Origin of the sequence: Pedobacter sp. BAL39, assembly GCF_000170795.1 — a bacterium.
Lineage (GTDB): Bacteria > Bacteroidota > Bacteroidia > Sphingobacteriales > Sphingobacteriaceae > Pedobacter.
The window spans coordinates 162,132-181,559 of record NZ_ABCM01000008.1; the positions used below are offsets into that span (position 1 = coordinate 162,132).

Here is a 19,428-nt window from a genome sequence, read left to right on the forward strand (position 1 = left end):
TATGGGAAAATTAGTAGAAGAGTTTAACGAATATCGTTCAAAGATGAACGATAGGATTATGGAAACCGCCAATACAAATATCAAGCGCTTTTTTGCACTGGATACAACCTCTTATGCAGAGGGTGCACTGAATGTCAAAACCAAGGAAATGCTGGGGTTGGTGGCGTCCATGGTGCTCCGTTGTGATGACTGCATCAAATACCACCTGGAGAAGTGTTATAACGAAGGCGTAAGCCATGCGGAGATCAATGAGGTGTTCATGATTGCCAACCTGGTGGGAGGTTCAATTGTGATTCCCCATTATCGCCGTGCAGTGGAATATTGGGATGAACTTAATGCTTAATGCGATGGTAGAAACGAAAAGGTGTGCCTGGTGCGGTACAGATCCATTATATGTCAAATACCATGATGAAGAATGGGGTAAACCCGTTTATGACGACCATACGCTGTTTGAATTTTTGTTGCTGGAAGGTGCACAGGCTGGACTGAGCTGGATCACGATCCTGCGCAGGAGAGAGGGCTATCGTACTGCTTTTGGCGGTTTTGACGTAAAAAAGGTCGCTGCTTTTGATGAGGCTGATGAAGAACGGCTGATGAACGACCCGGGGATCATCAGGAACCGCCTTAAGGTTAAGGCGGCCATCAGCAATGCAAAACTCTTTATCGGTATTCAGGAAGAATTCGGCTCCTTTGCCAATTACATCTGGGGTTTTATCCCAGGAAAACAGCCGATTCAAAATGTAGTAAAGTCGATGGCGGATGTGCCGGCAAGGACCGAGCTTTCTGATGCCATCAGTAAAGACATGAAAAAGCGCGGATTTAAATTTTTCGGAACGACGATCTGTTATGCGCACATGCAGGCCACTGGATTGGTCAATGACCATGTGGAAGGTTGCATTGCCCGTTAAGTGGGCTTTTCGGACTTTTTAGGTTATGGTTTGTGCATCTCGTTATAGGCCGTCACGAAAGCTTTGACCAGTTTGGCATCAAAGCTTTCTGTAGCCTTGATCCGCTCAGCGAGGTCCTCATCGTTGCTGAGCTTCTGCAACAACACATTTTTAATCTGCTGATTTTTAGCTTCTGAGTTCCCGCTTTCTACAGGGAGCTCCTGCATCGGGCCTGTGCCATACTTCTCAATGAAATAGGCACTCGGTGGCCTGTTTTTACTGACGGGTTCCTGGCTGCTCCTGCCACCACCACCAAAGGTGATGCCGCCACCCACACCTACGCCTCCAAAACCGCCACTGCCTGCACCGATGCCCACACTTGGCCTGATCCTGCTGCGCTTAGGCTGCGGCTCATCCAGGGCATTGCTCATTCCTCCAAAGGAATAAAGGTTCACGGCGCCGTAAGCCTCCAGTTTGAAGAAACGGTATTCCATCTTTTTCTTCAGCACAATGGGCTTGCTGACATAAGTTTCTCCATTCCACACAAACTCCTTGATGTCCTTTGCGAAATACTGTACGATGCTCTGGTCGTCTTTTAACAGGGCAACGGTGGAGTAATTGGTGCCCTTGATGGTACCCCGAACATAATTGCCATCTGAAATGGTGACCGCATCCTGGGCAACTGCCGTGCTGCTGCCAAACAGCAGCGCAAAAGATAGAAGGTGGAGTATTCTGGTGATCTTCATGATACCCAAATAACGGAAATTATTTGTGCTTTGTTATGAACGCTCCGCAAGAAATTGCCGAAAGGCTTGAAGGGAACAGCCGACTATTAGTACCTTTATCGGGATGAAGCCATTCTTGTGGATTCATCCGCATAAAGTATAGACGTATAAAGAATAAATATATACCAATGAAAAAACTCTTTCTCCTTGATGGTATGGCGCTGATCTACCGGGCGCACTTTGCATTGAGTAAAAACCCCCGCTTTACTTCTACGGGGATCAATACATCTGCAGTGATGGGCTTCGCCAACACGCTCATGGAAGTACTTAAAAAGGAAAAACCCAGTCATATTGCCGTGGTATTTGATACGGATGCCCCTACAGAAAGACATGTGGACTTTGAAGCGTATAAGGCACACCGGCAGGCGATGCCGGAGGACCTTTCTGCAGCACTGCCTTACGTAGTAAAACTCATCGAGGGTTTTAACATACCGGTGATCACCAAAGATGGTTATGAAGCCGACGACATCATCGGTACACTGGCCAAAGAAGGTGAGCGCCAGGGTTTTCAGGTCTACTGCATGACCCCGGATAAGGACTTTGCGCAGCTTGTTTCCGAGAACATTTTCATTTACAAACCTGCAAGGATGGGCAATGAAATGGAGATCCTTGGTGTGCCGGAGGTGCTCGCAAAATGGGACATTGAAAATGTGCTGCAGGTGATTGATATCCTTGGGCTTTGGGGCGACGCGGTCGACAATATTCCCGGCATTCCCGGTATTGGCGAGAAAACAGCCAAATCGCTCATCAGGCAGTATGGCTCGATGGAAAACATCATTGCGAATGCTCATGAGCTGAAAGGCAAACAACGGGAGAATGTAGAGATGTATGCGCAGCAGGGACTGGTGTCCAAAAAGCTGGCGACGATTATCCTGGATGTTCCCGTAACTTTTGATCCGGATGCATTGGTACTGGAGGCGCCGAGCAGGGAGCTGCTGGAGCCGCTTTTTGCAGAGCTTGAATTCCGTACCATCGGCAAGCGTGTCTTTGGTGAAGATTTCAGTGTCAATGAGGCCAAGGTAAATACTTCAGGTCAGATGGATATGTTCGGCAATGTCACTGCTGGCACTGATACGGAGTCGAAGGTTTTTGTGGCGCCGCCGGAGCTTTTTGCGGAAGCGGAGAATGCAAAAACAATAGAAAATACGGAGCATGATTACCGTCTGATTGATACAGCAGATCTGCGCAAAGCGTTGATTGAGGAGCTGCTGCAGCAGGAAAGCATCAGCTTTGATACTGAAACAACAGGTACAGATGCCAACCTTGCAGAGCTGGTGGGCCTGTCGTTCAGCGTGAAACCAGGTGCCGGATATTACATTCCCCTACCTCCGGAAAGAACGCTTGCGCAGCCGATCCTCGATGAGTTTAAAGTGGTGCTGGAAAATGAAAATATTGCCAAGATTGGTCAGAACATCAAGTATGATATGCTGATCCTAAAATGGTATGGCCTGGAGATCAAAGGAAAACTCTTTGACACCATGCTGGCGCATTACCTGATTGATCCGGATACCCGGCATAACATGGATGTGCTGTCGGAAAATTACCTTTGTTATTCCCCGATCTCCATCACTAAGCTGATTGGCCCTAAGGGTAAAAACCAGGGCAATATGAGGGATGTGCCGGTAGCGCAGGTGGTCGACTATGCCGCTGAAGATGCTGATGTGACCCTCCAGCTGGCAAATGTATTCAGGCCGATGTTAAAGGACCTCAACGCCGAACAGCTGGCGACGGAAGTGGAAAACCCATTGATCTACGTGCTTGCCGACATCGAAAGTGAAGGGGTAAGGATCGACATCGAAACACTCGTCAACTACTCCAAAGAGCTGGAAACAGACATCCGTAAGTTTGAAAAGAATGTATATGATAAGTGTGGTGTAGAATTTAACCTGGCTTCGCCTAAACAGCTGGGAGAGGTGCTTTTTGACCGTCTGCAGCTCGATCCTAAGGCAAAAAAGACCAAAACCGGACAATACCAGACCGGGGAGGATGTGCTGCTGGCCCTGGCCAGTAAAAGTGACATCGTTCAGGACATCCTGGACTTCCGTCAATTGCAAAAACTGAAGTCCACTTATGTGGATGCACTTCCGCTCCTGGTGAACCCTAAAACGGGAAGGGTACATACCAGCTACAACCAGGCGGTGGCTGCAACGGGACGCCTCAGCTCCAACAACCCCAATCTTCAGAACATTCCTATCCGCACGGAGCGCGGCCGAGAGGTGCGCAGGGCATTTATTCCTAGGGATGAAAACCATGTATTGCTTTCTGCGGATTATTCGCAGATTGAACTCCGCATCATTGCTGACATCAGCAAAGAGGAAAATATGCTGCAAGCGTTTAATCAAGGACTGGATATCCATACTGCTACAGCCGCTAAGGTGTACGGTGTTGCCATTGAAGAGGTGACGTCCACACAACGCCGGAATGCCAAAGCGGTAAACTTCGGGATCATCTACGGGCAGTCGGCCTTTGGCCTCTCACAGAGCCTCGGCATACCACGCAAGGAGGCTGCGGAAATTATCGACCAGTACTTCACACAGTATCCGGGGATCAAGAAATACATGTCGGATACCATGAACTTCGCCCGGGAGAATGGTTTCGTAGAGACCATACTGGGGCGCAGAAGGTACCTCCGGGACATCAACTCCGCAAATCAGACGGTACGTGGCTTTGCAGAACGAAATGCGATCAATGCACCCATACAGGGCTCTGCAGCTGACATGATCAAAGTGGCGATGATCAACATCCACAAAGACATGAATGCACGTGGAATGAAGTCTAAGATGACCATGCAGGTACATGATGAGCTTGTGTTCGACGTCCTCAAAACAGAGGTCGACGAAATGAAAGAGATCATTTCACATCGGATGAAAACCGCAATTGCGACAACAGTGCCGATTGAAATAGAAATTGGCCAGGGAAATAACTGGCTGGAAGCGCATTAGCGTCCGGATGTTTTCCTAAAAAAGAGGATGACCATTCAAAGACCGAAATCTTTTGTGCGGAAGGGCACAAAAGATTTCCACGTCTTTTCAAGGTACATCCTCTTTTTTTTGAGCATCAACTATAGCGAGGGGTTTAACAGGCTTAGTGTCTTGTGATGCCGTTTTACTGTTTTTTTTGTCATTAGTGTTCGTTACAGTTCAATTGTTTCGCCGATCGCTGGTAACAACAACTGTTTATTGGCTTTTGCAAACAACTCTTTTGCCGCATGGGTATCTATTTCGATTTGAGGGAAGGTGTTGTAGTGTACACCAATCACTTTGTCGCAGTTGAAATACTTTGTCGCAATCAACGCATCTTCCGGATCCATCGTGAAATGACCTCCGATGGGAAGAATGGCGTAGTCAAGCTGGTAAAGATCAGCTAGCACTTTCATCTCAATGGTCAGTGAGGTATCACCAGCAAAGTAGATGTTTTTTCCGGCCGTTTCCAGGACAAAACCTGCGGGTGTTCCGCCGTAGCTGCCGTCAGGAAGAGAGCTGGAGTGTGATGCAGGGACCATTCTCACTTTACCGAAGTCAAATTTCTGTGGCCCGAAGTTCATAGGGATCAGTTTCGTGAGGCCTTGCTCGCTTGCCCATTTTGCCACTTCTACCATGGCGATGACCTGAGCTCCTGTCTGTTTTGCCAGTGTTACCAGGTCTGCAAGGTGGTCGTCATGTCCATGGCTCACCAGAATATAATCGGCCTCGATGGTCGTGATGTCGATGTGCTTTGCTAAAGGATTGTGCGTAATGAAAGGATCGAAGAGAAACTTCCTGCCATCTGCCTCAATGAGGAAGCAGGATTGGCCGTAATAGGTATATTTCATAATGTGATTTGATGGTTGTGTTGTGGACATCTTTTTTAACGTACGGTTACTGACCGAACATTCCTCCGAGACCTCCGAGCATATCTTTGGTCGCTGCCTGCATTTCTGTGGCACTTACCTGATCTGCCTGTGCCAGCGCTTTATTGATGGCGGTAAGCAACAGCTCTTCGAGCTCTTCTTTGTCGGCTTCTTTGTAAAAAGCCTCTTCAATCTCTACCGAGGTAATGGTTTTATTGGCTGTTGCTGTGACACGGATGGCGCCACCTTCCACCTCACCAAATACAGAAACGTGATCCAGTCTCTTTTTGATTTCATCGGCCTTCTGTTGTGCGGCCATTAATTTGTCGAACATATGAATCGTTTTTTTATGTAAAAACGAAATTAAGGCAATTTGGTTTAAACAAATCACCGGGAATGAACATTTATCAGTATTTTAACAATTAGATGTTTTAACAGCTATTTTTGACTTGCTTGCAGGTCTTAATGGGCTGGCAGACCGGTATGCCGGAAAAGTGGGTTGGAAAAGGAGACTGGAGAAAGAAGGTGCGGAAGAAAGCATATCAGACTGGAAAGGTAAAAACGAAAATAGCGGTATGTGCTTTGCAGAGGTTTTAATTGCATGTTTGTACTTGGATATATACCCCTAAACATACAGCGCTGAAAGCGGAGAATCGTCTCCATAAAAAAGACCATGGAAAATAATGAAATGGAAAATAAAGAGCTAACGCCATCGCCGAAATACGATCAGGAGCGACAGTCTTCTATCAGTGTACAGCTGATTGTTGGCATCATCATTCTGATGATCCTCTTCCTGAATGTACCCCACAACACTGAGGATGAAAAGTTGTTCCAGGTGCCGTTGATTAGTGGCATGGTGACCGTTCTGCTCGGAGCTTATGTTTTTATGTACAGGGGGAAGGGGCATGTGGCGGGCAAAGTCCTCTTTATCATTTCACTGATCATTACAGGCGTCCTTATTGCCGGCCTGATTTTTATCATTGGCCTGGGCCAGGCATTCCAGCATTAATACGGATTAACGAATCATCATGAAGAAACTAAATACGTTCAATAAGATCCTTCTGGTCACGGCTGTGCTTCTGGGGTTGGCAACGCTGATCCGCTTTCTCAGTTATCACTCCAGTCCACGGTATTACTATGACGCCTCTGTATCTTTTCCTACTGATTTGCCAGTCAGGGTCTGGACGGCGAAGTTATTGCTCGAAGGGAAGGATGAAAAGCGCATCCAGACAAAGTCGGTCTCTGATGGCTATGGGAGCTGGGGATTTGGTGATTCTCCCGTGATTGATCACAAAGAGCGGCTACCACTTGCTGTTGTGATCAGTTACGCCTCCTTTCGCGACAAGGCCTTTTACAGGGATACCATTCCGCTGCCCCTTGATACCCTCCGCAGTATTTTTGAGACAGAGGAGGCACGCGGGTTGCGTACTTCAATTTATGGGATGCCAGAGGTAAAGCGGTTCAACATCGTGCTGGGTATCGCCAATAGAGGAAATGTCGTGATCTGGATCCAGGGAGAGGAGTTTGAACGTACACTGCTGAAACATCATATCGATGCCTACGTCCCCAGGAAAAAAGGAGATGACTTTTTTCAGCGGGTGGCATCATCACCAAAGGATTATTTCAGTAGGGAGTTCGAATCCGACAGTCTGCGGATTCAGGAATCTGGTGGGGTTGGGGAAAAGGAGGTCAACTATATCGATACCCCTTCACATTATTTGCGTGGATATTAGACCCGCATAGGTGTTAAAAAAGCCATGCTCCTTCGGGCATAGCTTTGATTCATAAGTAGATATAATGTTTTGCTGCGTTTCTCTGTCGGTGTTGTAAGCACTTACGGAAACGAAAGCTATCTGGTTTTCCTGGGTTTTGCCCTTTCGTACTGATGAGGCCATTCCGGTTCTTCCTGCAGCTGGTAGGCGGCATGCAATGGGAAGTAAGGATCCCTGAGCAGCTCACGCGCCAGGAAGATCAGATCTGCCTGCTTTTCACGAAGGATGTCTTCGGCCTGCTGTGCTTCAGTGATGAGCCCTACGGCTCCTGTAAGAATGCCGGTTTCGTTCTTGATGGCTTCTGCAAACTGCACCTGGTAACCCGGGAATACCGGAATCTGCTGATGGATGGCCAGGCCACCCGATGAGCAGTCGATCAGGTCCACGCCTTTCTCCTTCAATATCGCGGACAACTTCAGGGATTCTTCGGGCGTCCAGCCTCCCTCAGCCCAGTCGGTAGCCGATATGCGCACAAACAGCAGTCGTTCGTCCGGCCATACCTGTTGTACGTCTTCCAGGACCTCCATAAGCAGTCGGATCCTGTTTTCAAAACTCCCGCCATACTCGTCTGTACGCTGGTTGCTCAATGGAGAAAGAAACTGGTGGAGGAGATAGCCATGAGCTGCATGCAACTCGATCACCTGGTAACCTGCTTCTAAAGACCTTGCTGCCGCGTCGCGAAAATCTTTCTTCACCTTTTCGATGCCCTCCACGTCGAGTGCCATTGGTGCTTCGTCGCCCTCGCGAAAGGGGATGGCACTGGGTGCGTAGGCCTGGTATCCTCCATCCTGAAGCGTTACCTGAGTACCGCCCTGCCATGGTGGAAGGGTACTCGCCTTGCGACCCGCATGGGCCAGCTGAATGCCCGCCAGGGAGCCGTTGGCATGAATGAAGTCTGTAATCCGCTTCAACATCGGCAGGTGTTCATCTTTCCAGATGCCAATATCAGCACTGCTGATCCGTCCTTCGGGAGAGACCGCACTGGCCTCTTGTATGATGAGCGCCGCACCGCCGACAGCCCTCGAGCCTAAATGCACCAGATGCCAGTCGCTGGCAAAGCCGTCTTCGGCAGAATACTGGCACATAGGGGATACGACAATCCTGTTTTTCAGGGTAACACCTTTGATGGTGAGCGGGGATAATAAAACTGACATAATTTGATCGATTTAAAGCAAAGTAACAAACAGCTATCGGGAATGTTCACTTTCAAAAGCAATCAAAACACTGGGATGACAAGCTGAATACAGGCATGACATTGCAGGATGCGGTTATCTGGCTGCGGGTTTCATCAGCTGACTGTTAAAAGCGACAAATAATTTGAACAGCTGCTCATAGGCAGTCAGGGGAAGCGTCGTTGCGCGATCATCGACATCGTGGTAGGCGCTGATGCCGCCCTGGGTATACATGAAAAATGCAGGTACACCGGATTCTGTAAAAAAATAATGGTCGCTGTTCGCTGCTTTTCCACGTGGGTTGATCTTTACCAGGTAATGGTGTTTGTTGTTGATCTCGTTGAGCAGCTCAAATTCTTTGGAATGAAGGGTCGCATTGACGACCGTGATGCCGGTGCCGCCGGTCCCGACCATATCTACATTGATCAGAAAGCGGATGTTTTTAAGGTCTGTAAGCGGGTTTTCAGTGAAGTATTTTGAGCCCATCAGTCCGATCTCCTCTCCGGCAAAGCAGATGAATGCGATGGTGTAGGGCTGCGGATGTTTTGCGTAATACTTTGCGAGGTTGAGCAGGAAGGAGACGCCACTGGCATTGTCGTTTGCACCGGGAAAGTAGGTGCCGTCGCCCATGCCGCCAAGGTGGTCGTAATGGGCGGTGATGAAGATGATCGAGTCGGGTTTGCTTTTCCCTCTGACCATCCCGCAGATGTTATCTGCTTTGAATGCGGGGAGCAACTTGTTTTCCACGTGAAGCTCCATATCTTTTGGGGGGCCTTCAATGGCGCCAGTCCTTATTTCTATTCCGGTATAATCGGCCTGTTCAGGGGCGACAGACCAGGTCAGCTTGCCTTTAGTCCTTACAATCACACGCTGAGTGCTGTTGATGAAGGTTGTGCTGTCGCGCTGCATCAGCTTCATGTACCCCTCTCTGCCCTGGCTTTCCGGCATGACAATAAAGTCTTTGCCCGCCTGAAGCGCCTTACCATTGATCTTCAGCGACATCTTGCCGGGGAAGGTGTTCACGGGATAACTGAGCTCCTGCATAAAAGAATCGCCGGAAAGGGGCTGCAGCCCAGAGGCCTTAAATTCATTACTGATCAGCAGCGCGGCCTTTGCCATACCTTCATTGGTATACCCCCTTCCCCACAAGGTAGGAGAGGTAAGGGTGTCAATCATCTTTCTGGCATATGTCATGTCCTGCGCCAGAACGGGCTGCGCGGCGGCGATCAGCAGGATTAGTAAGTATTTCTTCATATTCGGTCTCAATATCGGTGGCTGTGGTATATTTTTTGTAATAAATATTCGCCCGCTAAGGGTGAATGTAAGCTAAAATATACCCTTTAGTAAATATAATATTTTTGAGTAGATGAGACTGAAAATTTTCTGCGGCTTTATGAGGGCCTGATAATCATCATTTTTGTCTTGTTTTTTACCTAAAAATGTAAAAAAATAAAAAACGTATTGCACAACTCAATATTTATTTAAACCTTTGCGCCTCAACTCATTTAAAGAATTATTAGAAACAGAAAATGATCAAGCAAATTATACATAAACTTTCAGTTGTTGAAGCAAAGAACATTGCTTCCAAAAGTTTATTTATTGAGCGCTTGCGACCCATATTTTCTGTAACCACCAACCGGCAAAATTATACGCCTCGTATTTGAGTAATCTCTGAGTAATACTCAGCAGCATTTCCACAGAGGATTGCCTCTCAAAAAACAATTAATCAGAACATTCATATTTTTTCGTTATCATATTAATGAATATAAACGATTTTATAGTGCAGGTTGCACTTCCTGAACATCGTGTCTTTGCAGAAGAAATCTGCGAGGAAATGTTGGAGTCTGCAAAAGCACGCGGCACAGGTATTGCCAAGCGTTCACCGGAATATGTTGCAGGGAAGATCATCGACGGCAAGTCCGTGATTGCTTTTCACAAGGACGGCACCTGGGCGGGTTTTTGCTATATCGAAACCTGGAGCCATGGACAGTTTGTAGCCAACTCCGGCCTCATCGTCAGCCCCAAATTCAGGAAAGCCGGTCTAGCCCACGCCATCAAGGAAAAAGTATTCGCTCTTTCCCGTCAGAAATATCCGAAGGCAAAAATATTCGGCCTTACTACGGGGCTTGCGGTGATGAAGATCAACTCTGATCTTGGTTATGAACCCGTCACTTACTCAGAGCTTACCCAGGATGAAGACTTCTGGAAAGGATGCCAGAGCTGCGTCAACTTCGAAATCCTCACCATGAAAGAGCGTAAAAACTGTATGTGTACCGCCATGCTGTACGATCCGGCTACGCAAAAACATGATGTCGCCAAAAAGTTTGCCGAAGAGCTGGAGAAAAAACCCAGACTGTATGAGCGCTTTATGCGCATCAAGCAACAACTCGTATTGAAAAAATCAACGAACAAAGGTGCCAAAGCCTTGTTCTTACTGTTCACCGTATTATTTAAATAGCTGTTATCTTAAGATGAAGAAGAAAGTTGTATTAGCATTTAGCGGAGGTTTAGATACCTCATTTTGTTGTATTTACCTGGCACAGGACCGCGGACTGGAAGTCCATTCCGTGATCGTGAATACTGGTGGTTTCTCTGAGGAGGAGCTGCAGGAAATCGAAAAACGAGCTTATGCCCTTGGTGTTGCTTCTCATGCGGTAGTAGACGAAACTGCCAACTATTATGACGGCTGTATTAAATATCTGGTATTCGGCAATGTGCTGAAGAATGCGACCTACCCACTGTCGGTAAGCGCTGAACGTGTAAGTCAGGCGACCGCTATTGCCAACTATGTCAAGAAAATAGGTGCCGACTATGTGGCACATGGCAGCACTGGTGCCGGCAACGACCAGGTGCGCTTTGACATGATCTTCAACATCATCATTCCCAACGTGGAAATCATTACGCCGATCAGAGATCTTAAGTTATCCCGCGAAGCGGAGATTGCTTACCTGGCCAACCATGGCGTGGAATATAGTGCGGAGAAAGCAAGGTACTCCATCAATAAAGGTCTTTGGGGAACATCTGTAGGGGGAAAAGAAACGCTGACTTCTCATGAAACACTTCCTGAGGAGGCATGGCCAACACAGGTGTCAGAAACCGAAGCCCGTAAGCTGGAGCTGACCTTCGATAAAGGGGAGCTGGTTGCGATAGACGGCGAAAGCATGTCTCCGGTAAAAGCCATCCAGAAACTGCAGGCCATTGCTCAGCCTTATGGTATTGGCAGGGACATTCACGTGGGTGACACCATTATCGGAATCAAAGGGCGTGTGGGCTTTGAGGCCGCCGCACCGATGGTCATCATCAAGGCACATCATACTTTAGAAAAACATACGCTAACAAAATGGCAGCTTTCATGGAAAGAGCAGCTTTCTTCTTTCTACGGGAACTGGCTGCATGAAGGACAGTTCCATGATCCGATCATGAGAAATATCGAAGCTTTTCTCGCAGATACCCAGAAAACGGTGAGCGGAAAAGTGTTTGTAGAGTTGCTGCCATACCGATTCCAGATCATTGGCATCGAGTCTGCACATGACCTGATGAGCAACAAATTTGGAAGTTATGGGGAGATGAACAACGCCTGGACGGGTGAAGATGTAAAAGGTTTCTCCAAGATTTTTGGCAACCAGGTAATGATCTGGCATAAAGTGAACAGCAATGAAGGTTAGGGCAGGGATTATAGGAGGTGCGGGGTATACGGGCGGAGAAATGCTGCGCCTGCTGCTCAACCACCCCTCCGTGGAAATTGCGTTTGTGCACAGCAACAGCAATGTCGGGAACCTGATCTCAGATGTTCATACTGACCTTTTTGGGGATACTGACCTGCGCTTTACAGGAGAGGTGTCGCCAGACATTGATGTCCTGTTTCTATGCGTAGGCCATGGCGACGCGAAGAAGTTCCTGGATGCCAACCCGATTGCGGATCATGTTAAAATCATTGACCTCAGCCAGGACTTCAGGCTGAAAGCTGCGGCTGCTGACAAATGGGTGTATGGATTGCCGGAACTCAACAGAGAACGCATCCAGTCGGCAAAATATATTGCCAACCCGGGTTGTTTTGCGACTTGCATACAGCTGGCATTACTGCCATTGGCCGCAAAAGGATTGTTGCCGGCGGAAGTGCACATCAATGCAACAACCGGATCTACCGGTGCAGGGCAAAGCCTTGCGCCAACCTCACACTTCAGCTGGCGCAACAACAACCTTTCTGTTTATAAAGCTTTTGAACACCAGCACCTCAATGAGATTGGCGAAAGCCTGCTGCAGCTGGATGATGCATTTGACGGCATCCTCAATTTCATTCCCCAGCGCGGTGATTTTACCAGGGGCATCCTTGCCGCCATCTACCTTGAAAGCGACCTTACTGAAGAGGAGGCGCTGAAAGTTTATGAAGACTACTATGCGGCACATCCTTTTACGCATGTCAGCAAGAAAAATATAGACCTGAAGCAGGTGGTGAACACCAACAAAGGCTTACTACATGTAGAAAAACATGGCAGCAAGCTGTTTATCGTGAGCATCATCGACAACCTGCTGAAAGGAGCAAGCGGACAGGCTGTTCAGAATATGAACCTGATCTTCGGACTCGAAGAACGGCAGGGACTGGCATTGAAGGCAGCAGGGTTTTAATTCCCCTGCTGCTCCCCGGAACGCCGGACTCACGCAGCGCCTGCTGCTTATTTTCCTTACCTAAAACTACCATTCAGATGAATTTATTTGACGTATACCCACTAAACAATATAGAAATTACCAAAGCATCGGCCAGCACTGTCTGGGATGCAGAAGGACAGGAATACCTGGACCTCTACGGAGGACATGCCGTGATCTCCATTGGCCACACACACCCGCACTATGTTAAAAGATTAACGGAGCAGCTTAATAAGGTAGGCTTCTACTCCAACTCGGTACTCATTCCCCTGCAGGCACAGCTGGCAGAAAAACTGGGGCAGGTATCTGGTAAAACGGATTATCAGCTGTTTTTGTGTAATTCCGGTGCCGAGGCAAATGAGAATGCCCTGAAGCTGGCTTCTTTTTACAATGGCAGAAAAAAAGTGATTGCCTTTAAAGGTGCATTCCACGGAAGAACTTCCCTGGCGGTAGCAGCAACGGATAATCCTAAAATTGTTGCTCCAGTAAATGAAACAGAAAACATCATCTTTCTTCCCCACAATGACGTTGCTGCTTTGAAACAGGCTTTTGCCGATCACGGCAGGGAGATCTCTGCGGTCATCATTGAAGGGATCCAGGGTGTAGGAGGGATCAAAGAAGCTGCTGTTGAGTTCCTGCAGGAGATCCGCAGCCTTTGCGATGCCCATAATGCTGTTTATATCGCTGATAGTGTCCAATGTGGTTACGGAAGAACCGGGTTATTTTACGCTCATGATTATGCCGGGGTATCGGCCGATGTGTATACCATGGCTAAAGGCATGGGCAATGGCTTTCCTGTTGCAGGGATCTCCATCGCACCGAAGTTTAAACCATGGCATGGCATGCTGGGTACCACTTTTGGCGGTAACCACCTGGCCTGCGCAGCGGCACTGGCAGTATTGGAGGTGATGGAGCAGGATGAACTGATGAAAAATGCAGCAGAGGTAGGCGGCTACCTGATAGAGGAGCTGAAGAAAATCGAGGGCATTAAGGAGGTCCGCGGACGTGGGCTGATGATCGGGATCGAGCTGCCTGAAAGCCTTCCCAATGTTAAAAAGGACTTGCTGTTCAAATACCGCATCTTTACCGGTGAAGCGAAGCCCAATGTCATCAGGTTACTGCCGGCACTCAACTTAACAATAGCACAGGCAGACCAGTTTTTAAATAGTTTTAAACTTGCTTTAAAGGGCTAGACTGTGGTCGGCGCTTTAACCATAAAAAATATTTCAGCATGAAACAATTTACTTCAGTACATGATGTAGAGGACATCAAAGCGCTTGTTGCAGCGGCACTGGCGTTAAAAGAAAGCCCTTATGCACACCAGGGGCTTGGAAAAAATAAAACCATTGGCCTGGTATTCCTTAACCCAAGCTTGCGCACACGTCTGAGCACACAGAAGGCTGCCCTGAACCTCGGCATGAACGTCATGGTGATGAACATGGACAAGGAAGGCTGGGCGCTGGAAACACAGGATGGCGTGGTGATGAACGGCGGTACGGTGGAGCACATTCGTGAAGCGGCAGCCGTCATGGGCCAGTATTGCGACATCCTGGGTCTGAGGTCTTTTCCAAAGCTACAGAGCAAAGAAGAGGACTACAGCGAAGATTTTTTCAATAAGTTCATCAGCTATTGCGGGGTACCCGTAGTGAGCCTGGAAAGTGCAACACGCCATCCCCTGCAGAGCCTTACCGACCTGGTGACCATCAGTGAGACCTGGAAGGGTGTGGCAAAACCAAAGGTTGTGCTGGCCTGGGCACCACACATTAAAGCATTGCCGCAGGCGGTGCCCAACTCTTTTTCAGAGTGGATGTGCAAGGCACAACAGGAAGACCTGCTTGACTTTACCATTGTACAGCCAAAAGGTTACGAGCTGAATGAAGACTTTACTCCTGGTGCAGCCATCTCCTATAACCTGGATGAAGCACTGGAAGGTGCAGATTACATCTATGTAAAAAACTGGTCTAGCTACAAGGAATATGGAAAAGTGCTGACCTATCCTGAAGGCTGGATGCTTACCAATGAGAAGCTTAAAGGGACAAATGATGCAAAGGTAATGCATTGCCTGCCAGTGCGCAGGGACCTGGAGCTTTCTTCAGAAGTGCTGGATGGACCAAATTCCCTGGTCATCCATGAAGCGGGTAACCGCCTGTGGGCAGCACAGGCCGTGTTAAAGCAATTGCTTGAAAATTTATAAATTGCCGGATATGAACAGACTTAGCGTTATTAAAATCGGGGGCAATGTGATTGACAACTCAGAGAAGCTACATCAGTTTCTTCTGGATTTCAATGCGCTGCCCGGTGATAAGATCCTGATCCATGGCGGCGGTAAGATTGCCACAGAACTTGGCTCCTCCCTGGGGGTGGAAGCCAAAATGGTAGATGGACGCCGCATCACGGACATTGAAACGCTGAGGGTGGTGACGATGGTCTACGCTGGTCTGATCAATAAAAATATGGTGGCCCAGCTCCAGGCGAAAGGCTGCAATGCCATCGGCCTGACAGGTGCTGATGGTAACATCATCAAAGCAGTAAAAAGACCGGTGAAGGACATTGACTATGGTTTTGTAGGCGACCTTGACGCGAATTCTGTCGGTTCGTCTACCCTGGATAGTCTGCTCAAAGCAGGACTGGTGCCGGTGCTTTGTGCCATCACACACGATGGGGATTCGCAGCTGCTGAACACCAATGCGGACACCATCGCATCTGCCGTTGCGGTAGCGATGTCTGCACGATACAACACGGTGCTTGTTTATTGTTTTGAAAAACGGGGCGTGATGCGCGACATTGACGACGATGCCTCTCTGGTGCCGGAAATCAGGATGTCTGAGTTTGAAGGTCTGAAGGCAGAAGGCGTCGTTTCGGGAGGAATGATCCCCAAGCTGCACAATGCTTTTGAAGCGATAAAAAGCGGCGTGAAAGCGGTCTATATTGGCAAGGCGGATGAGCTGCCTCAAATGGACCAGCAAGGCTTTGGAACACGCCTGACCCTCTAACTACCTATTATAGACCTAAACCAACATAAAATGAAACAGTATAAAGGCAATATTGCCATCCTGGGAAGCGGAAATATCGGCCTCTCCCTGGCGAAAGGACTGGTAAAGGCGGGGTATGCCCAGCCTGCACAGATCAGCCTGACACGTAGAAACGTGAGCAGCATGGGTAGCTTCTCGGAGCAGGGATTTGTGATCAGCACAGACAATGCGGCGGTGGTTGCTGCGGCAGACATCGTGGTGCTGGCAGTATTGCCCCAGCAGCTGAACCAACTGCTGGATCAGATCATCCCCGTGGTTGATTTCGGGAAACACCTTTTTATCTCTGTAGCCTCGGGCGTGAGCTGCCAGGACATCAGGGCAAAGCTGGGCGAGCAGGCTCAGGTGGTGCGCGCAATGCCGAATACGGCCATCGCCATTGGTCAGTCGATGACCTGCGTTGCAACAGACAATGCGGCGGCTGTAAATATTGCTGAGGTGACGGCTATGTTTGAAACCGTTGGTGCGGTGGTAAAGATCAACGAGGACCTGATGACTTCGGCCACTGCCTTATGTGCCTGTGGCATCGCCTTTTTCCTGCGCGCCATCCGTGCGGCATCGCAGGGTGGGGTGGAGATCGGTTTTCATGCGGACGAAGCACTCAAAATGGCTGTGCAAACTGCCAAAGGAGCGGCCGACCTCCTCCTCCTGATGCAGTCGCACCCGGAACAGGAAATTGACAAAGTAACCTCGCCGAAGGGCTGTACCATTGCTGGCCTGAACGAGATGGAACACAATGGGTTCAGCTCCTCTCTAATTAAAGGCATTAAGCTCTCCGCCATTAAAGCCGGAGCACTCTATACAAAAGAATAAGTATTATGATAAAACAACTGCAAAAAGATAGTTTAGAATTGTTGAAAGAATTGATCAGCATCTCTTCATTTAGTAAGGAGGAAGATAAAACTGCTGATACGATTGAGCAGTTTTTGCAGCATCGTCACATCAAAACACAGCGTAAGCTGAACAACATATGGGCCTATAACAAGCATTTCGATGCCGCTAAGCCCACTTTACTCTTAAACTCCCACCACGATACGGTGAAGCCGAATTCAGGCTATACACGCGATCCTTTCGCTCCGGAAGTGGAAGATGGCAAATTGTATGGGCTGGGGAGTAATGATGCGGGAGGATGTCTGGTATCGCTGATCGCGACCTTTCTGTATTTCTATGAGCAGGAAGATCTTGCCTATAACATCTGCCTGGCCACAACTGCCGAGGAGGAGATCTCAGGCAACCACGGACTGGAATGTATCCTGCCGGATCTTGGCGAGCTGGAGTTTGCCATTGTTGGTGAACCGACCTTAATGAACCTGGCAATCGCAGAAAGGGGACTGCTGGTACTGGACTGTACAGCTACTGGTAAGGCAGGACATGCAGCACGTGAAGAGGGTGATAATGCCATCTACAAAGCGCTGAAGGATATAGAATGGTTCCGTAACTACCGCTTTTCTAAGGTTTCCGAAGTGTTCGGGCCGTTAAAGATGTCGGTGACCATCATCAATGCGGGTTCTCAGCACAATGTGGTGCCTGCTACCTGTACCTTCACTGTGGATGTACGTGTAACGGATGCCTACACCAATGAAGAGGTACTGAAAATTATCAGGACGAATGTAGACTGTGAGGTGAAACCACGTTCCATCCGCCTGAAACCGTCGTCAATTGACAAAGAACATCCACTGGTACAGTCGGGGATTGCGCTTGGAAGAACCACCTATGGCTCGCCGACAACTTCCGATCAGGCCCTGCTCAGCATCCCTTCCCTAAAAGTGGGTCCCGGTGATTCTGCGCGGTCGCACATGGCGGATGAATATGTCTTCGTTGAGGAAATAAATAAAGGGATTGAGCTTTATATCAGTATGTTGAACCCGGTGGTGAAGGGGCGGTAAATCCTCCCCGGTTCTCTATTAATTATTGTACTTTTGCAAAAATATACCCTCCGGGGCTTAAAAACAGTTGACAGATGAAGATTTGGCAGAAAAATATAGCTGTAGATAAAGACATTGAAACGTTTACCGTAGGCAGGGACCGCGAATTGGACCTCCAGATGGCCGCCTTTGATGTGCTGGGCTCTCTTGCGCATGTGGAGATGCTGGAAAGCATTGGACTGCTGACTGCCGGGGAGCTTAAAGCGATCCAGGTGGAACTGAAGCACATTTACGCTGACATCCAGGCCGGCCGATTCGTCATTGAAGATACGGTGGAGGATGTACACTCTCAGGTAGAGTGGCTACTGACCCAGCGTATTGGCGATGCTGGTAAAAAGATCCACAGCGGGCGCTCCAGGAATGACCAGGTGCTGGTAGACCTTAAACTCTACTTCCGAAGCTGCATCGAGGAGATGGTAGGCAATACATCGGTGCTCTTCCATCAGCTGATCCAGCTGAGCAACACGCATAAAGATAAACTGCTGCCTGGTTATACACACCTGCAGATCGCCATGCCCTCCTCTTTTGGATTGTGGTTTGGTGCCTACGCGGAAAGCCTGGTGGATGATATGGAAATGATGCTGGCCGCCTATAAAATCTGCAATAAAAACCCACTGGGTTCCGCTGCCGGTTATGGCTCTTCTTTTCCGTTGAACAGAACGATGACCACCAGCCTGCTTGGCTTTGAGCGGTTGAATTACAATGTAGTGTATGCGCAGATGGGCAGGGGTAAAACGGAACGTGTGCTTGCACAGGCGATGTCGGCTGTTGCGGCCTCCCTGGCGAAAATGGCCATGGATGTATGCCTGTTCATCAACCAGAACTTTGGCTTCATCAGCTTCCCGGCGGAGCTGACCACAGGTTCAAGCATCATGCCCCACAAGAAAAACCCGGATGTCTTCGAGCTCATCCGTTCCAGGTGTAACAAGATCCAGGCCTTGCCCAATGAAATCGCCATGATGATCACCAACCTGCCTTCAGGTTACCACAGGGACCTTCAGCTGCTGAAAGAAAACCTCTTTCCTGCAATGGTTTCCCTGAATGAATGCCTGGAAATGACGACTTACATGCTGCAACACATCAGCATTAAGGACAACATCCTTGCTGATGACAAATATGCGTATCTCTTTAGTGTAGAGGTGGTGAATGAGCTTGCCCTGCAGGGGGTTCCTTTCCGCGAGGCCTATAAAATTGTTGGGGAAAGTATTGATAATGGTACTTTTGCGCCCTCTACAGCGGTAAATCATACCCATGAGGGCAGCATCGGTAACCTGTGCAACCCTGAGATCGAGGAAATGATGAACGACATCCTCTCGCAGTTTAAATTTGAAAAAACACACGCCGCAATTGCGAAATTGCTGGCCTAATTAATTGAAAAACCAAAT

19 protein-coding genes are annotated in these 19,428 nt (G+C 48.5%); 14 read left to right on the forward strand and 5 right to left on the reverse strand.

The window, feature by feature from the left end; genetic code table 11:
- Position 1: 1 nt before the first annotated feature.
- Both PBAL39_RS12425 and PBAL39_RS12430 read left to right on the forward strand, forming a co-directional pair.
- Positions 2–343 (forward strand): carboxymuconolactone decarboxylase family protein, encoded by a 342-nt coding sequence (locus PBAL39_RS12425; protein ID WP_008241931.1) that lies wholly within the window; start codon positions 2–4, stop codon positions 341–343.
- 4 nt (positions 344–347) lie between these two features.
- Complete coding sequence (locus tag PBAL39_RS12430; RefSeq protein ID WP_157274008.1) at positions 348–908, forward strand: DNA-3-methyladenine glycosylase I; 561 nt, start codon at positions 348–350, stop codon at positions 906–908.
- Positions 909–931: 23 nt separating this feature from the next.
- Here PBAL39_RS12430 and PBAL39_RS12435 read toward each other — a convergent pair whose 3' ends face one another.
- Positions 932–1,633 carry a hypothetical protein gene (locus PBAL39_RS12435; protein WP_008241935.1) on the reverse strand — a complete coding sequence of 234 codons (702 nt, stop codon included), beginning with the start codon at positions 1,631–1,633 and terminating at the stop codon, positions 932–934.
- 167 nt (positions 1,634–1,800) lie between these two features.
- Here PBAL39_RS12435 and polA point away from each other — a divergent pair, with 167 nt between their 5' ends.
- Positions 1,801–4,614, forward strand: a complete 2,814-nt coding sequence (gene polA, locus PBAL39_RS12440) for a DNA polymerase I (RefSeq protein WP_008241938.1) — start codon at positions 1,801–1,803, stop codon at positions 4,612–4,614.
- Between the two features lie 191 nt (positions 4,615–4,805).
- Here polA and PBAL39_RS12445 read toward each other — a convergent pair whose 3' ends face one another.
- Positions 4,806–5,483 (reverse strand): metal-dependent hydrolase, encoded by a 678-nt coding sequence (locus tag PBAL39_RS12445; protein WP_008241940.1) that lies wholly within the window; start codon positions 5,481–5,483, stop codon positions 4,806–4,808.
- Positions 5,484–5,529: 46 nt separating this feature from the next.
- Positions 5,530–5,835, reverse strand: coding sequence for a YbaB/EbfC family nucleoid-associated protein (locus PBAL39_RS12450; protein WP_008241944.1), 306 nt, complete (start codon positions 5,833–5,835; stop codon positions 5,530–5,532).
- A 339-nt stretch (positions 5,836–6,174) separates the two neighbouring features.
- Here PBAL39_RS12450 and PBAL39_RS12455 point away from each other — a divergent pair, with 339 nt between their 5' ends.
- Entirely contained in the window at positions 6,175–6,510 is a 336-nt protein-coding gene (locus PBAL39_RS12455) for a hypothetical protein (RefSeq protein ID WP_008241953.1), read from the forward strand.
- 19 nt (positions 6,511–6,529) lie between these two features.
- Positions 6,530–7,234, forward strand: a complete 705-nt coding sequence (locus PBAL39_RS12460; RefSeq protein ID WP_008241959.1) for a DUF2931 family protein — start codon at positions 6,530–6,532, stop codon at positions 7,232–7,234.
- A 116-nt stretch (positions 7,235–7,350) separates the two neighbouring features.
- On the opposite strand, the gene namA is transcribed toward PBAL39_RS12460, so the two are convergent.
- Both namA and PBAL39_RS12470 read right to left on the reverse strand, forming a co-directional pair.
- Positions 7,351–8,427: an NADPH dehydrogenase NamA gene (gene namA, locus PBAL39_RS12465; RefSeq protein WP_008241960.1), complete on the reverse strand. Its 1,077-nt coding sequence runs from the start codon at positions 8,425–8,427 to the stop codon at positions 7,351–7,353.
- Positions 8,428–8,541: 114 nt separating this feature from the next.
- Positions 8,542–9,699, reverse strand: a complete 1,158-nt coding sequence (locus tag PBAL39_RS12470) for a M28 family metallopeptidase (protein WP_008241961.1) — start codon at positions 9,697–9,699, stop codon at positions 8,542–8,544.
- Between the two features lie 505 nt (positions 9,700–10,204).
- Between PBAL39_RS12470 and PBAL39_RS12475 the strand changes: the two genes are divergently transcribed.
- The 9 genes from PBAL39_RS12475 (at position 10,205) to argH (ending at position 19,410) form a co-directional block, all read left to right on the forward strand.
- Positions 10,205–10,903, forward strand: coding sequence for an N-acetyltransferase (locus PBAL39_RS12475; protein WP_008241962.1), 699 nt, complete (start codon positions 10,205–10,207; stop codon positions 10,901–10,903).
- 13 nt (positions 10,904–10,916) lie between these two features.
- Entirely contained in the window at positions 10,917–12,110 is a 1,194-nt protein-coding gene (argG, locus tag PBAL39_RS12480) for an argininosuccinate synthase (RefSeq protein ID WP_008241963.1), read from the forward strand.
- Positions 12,100–13,071, forward strand: a complete 972-nt coding sequence (gene argC / locus PBAL39_RS12485) for an N-acetyl-gamma-glutamyl-phosphate reductase (RefSeq protein ID WP_008241965.1) — start codon at positions 12,100–12,102, stop codon at positions 13,069–13,071. Before argG ends, argC begins: the two co-directional genes overlap by 11 nt.
- 77 nt (positions 13,072–13,148) lie before the next feature.
- Complete coding sequence (locus PBAL39_RS12490; RefSeq protein WP_008241967.1) at positions 13,149–14,282, forward strand: aspartate aminotransferase family protein; 1,134 nt, start codon at positions 13,149–13,151, stop codon at positions 14,280–14,282.
- A gap of 38 nt (positions 14,283–14,320) precedes the next feature.
- On the forward strand, positions 14,321–15,283 hold the full coding sequence (locus tag PBAL39_RS12495; protein WP_008241968.1) for an acetylornithine carbamoyltransferase: 963 nt from the start codon (positions 14,321–14,323) through the stop codon (positions 15,281–15,283).
- Between the two features lie 10 nt (positions 15,284–15,293).
- A complete protein-coding gene (gene argB, locus PBAL39_RS12500) occupies positions 15,294–16,082 on the forward strand; it encodes an acetylglutamate kinase (protein ID WP_039866513.1) in 789 nt (262 codons plus the stop codon).
- Between the two features lie 30 nt (positions 16,083–16,112).
- Entirely contained in the window at positions 16,113–16,931 is an 819-nt protein-coding gene (gene proC / locus PBAL39_RS12505) for a pyrroline-5-carboxylate reductase (RefSeq protein WP_008241970.1), read from the forward strand.
- Positions 16,932–16,936: 5 nt separating this feature from the next.
- Entirely contained in the window at positions 16,937–18,004 is a 1,068-nt protein-coding gene (locus PBAL39_RS12510; protein ID WP_008241971.1) for a M20 family metallo-hydrolase, read from the forward strand.
- Positions 18,005–18,078: 74 nt separating this feature from the next.
- A complete protein-coding gene (gene argH / locus PBAL39_RS12515) occupies positions 18,079–19,410 on the forward strand; it encodes an argininosuccinate lyase (protein WP_008241973.1) in 1,332 nt (443 codons plus the stop codon).
- Positions 19,411–19,428: the final 18 nt, after the last annotated feature.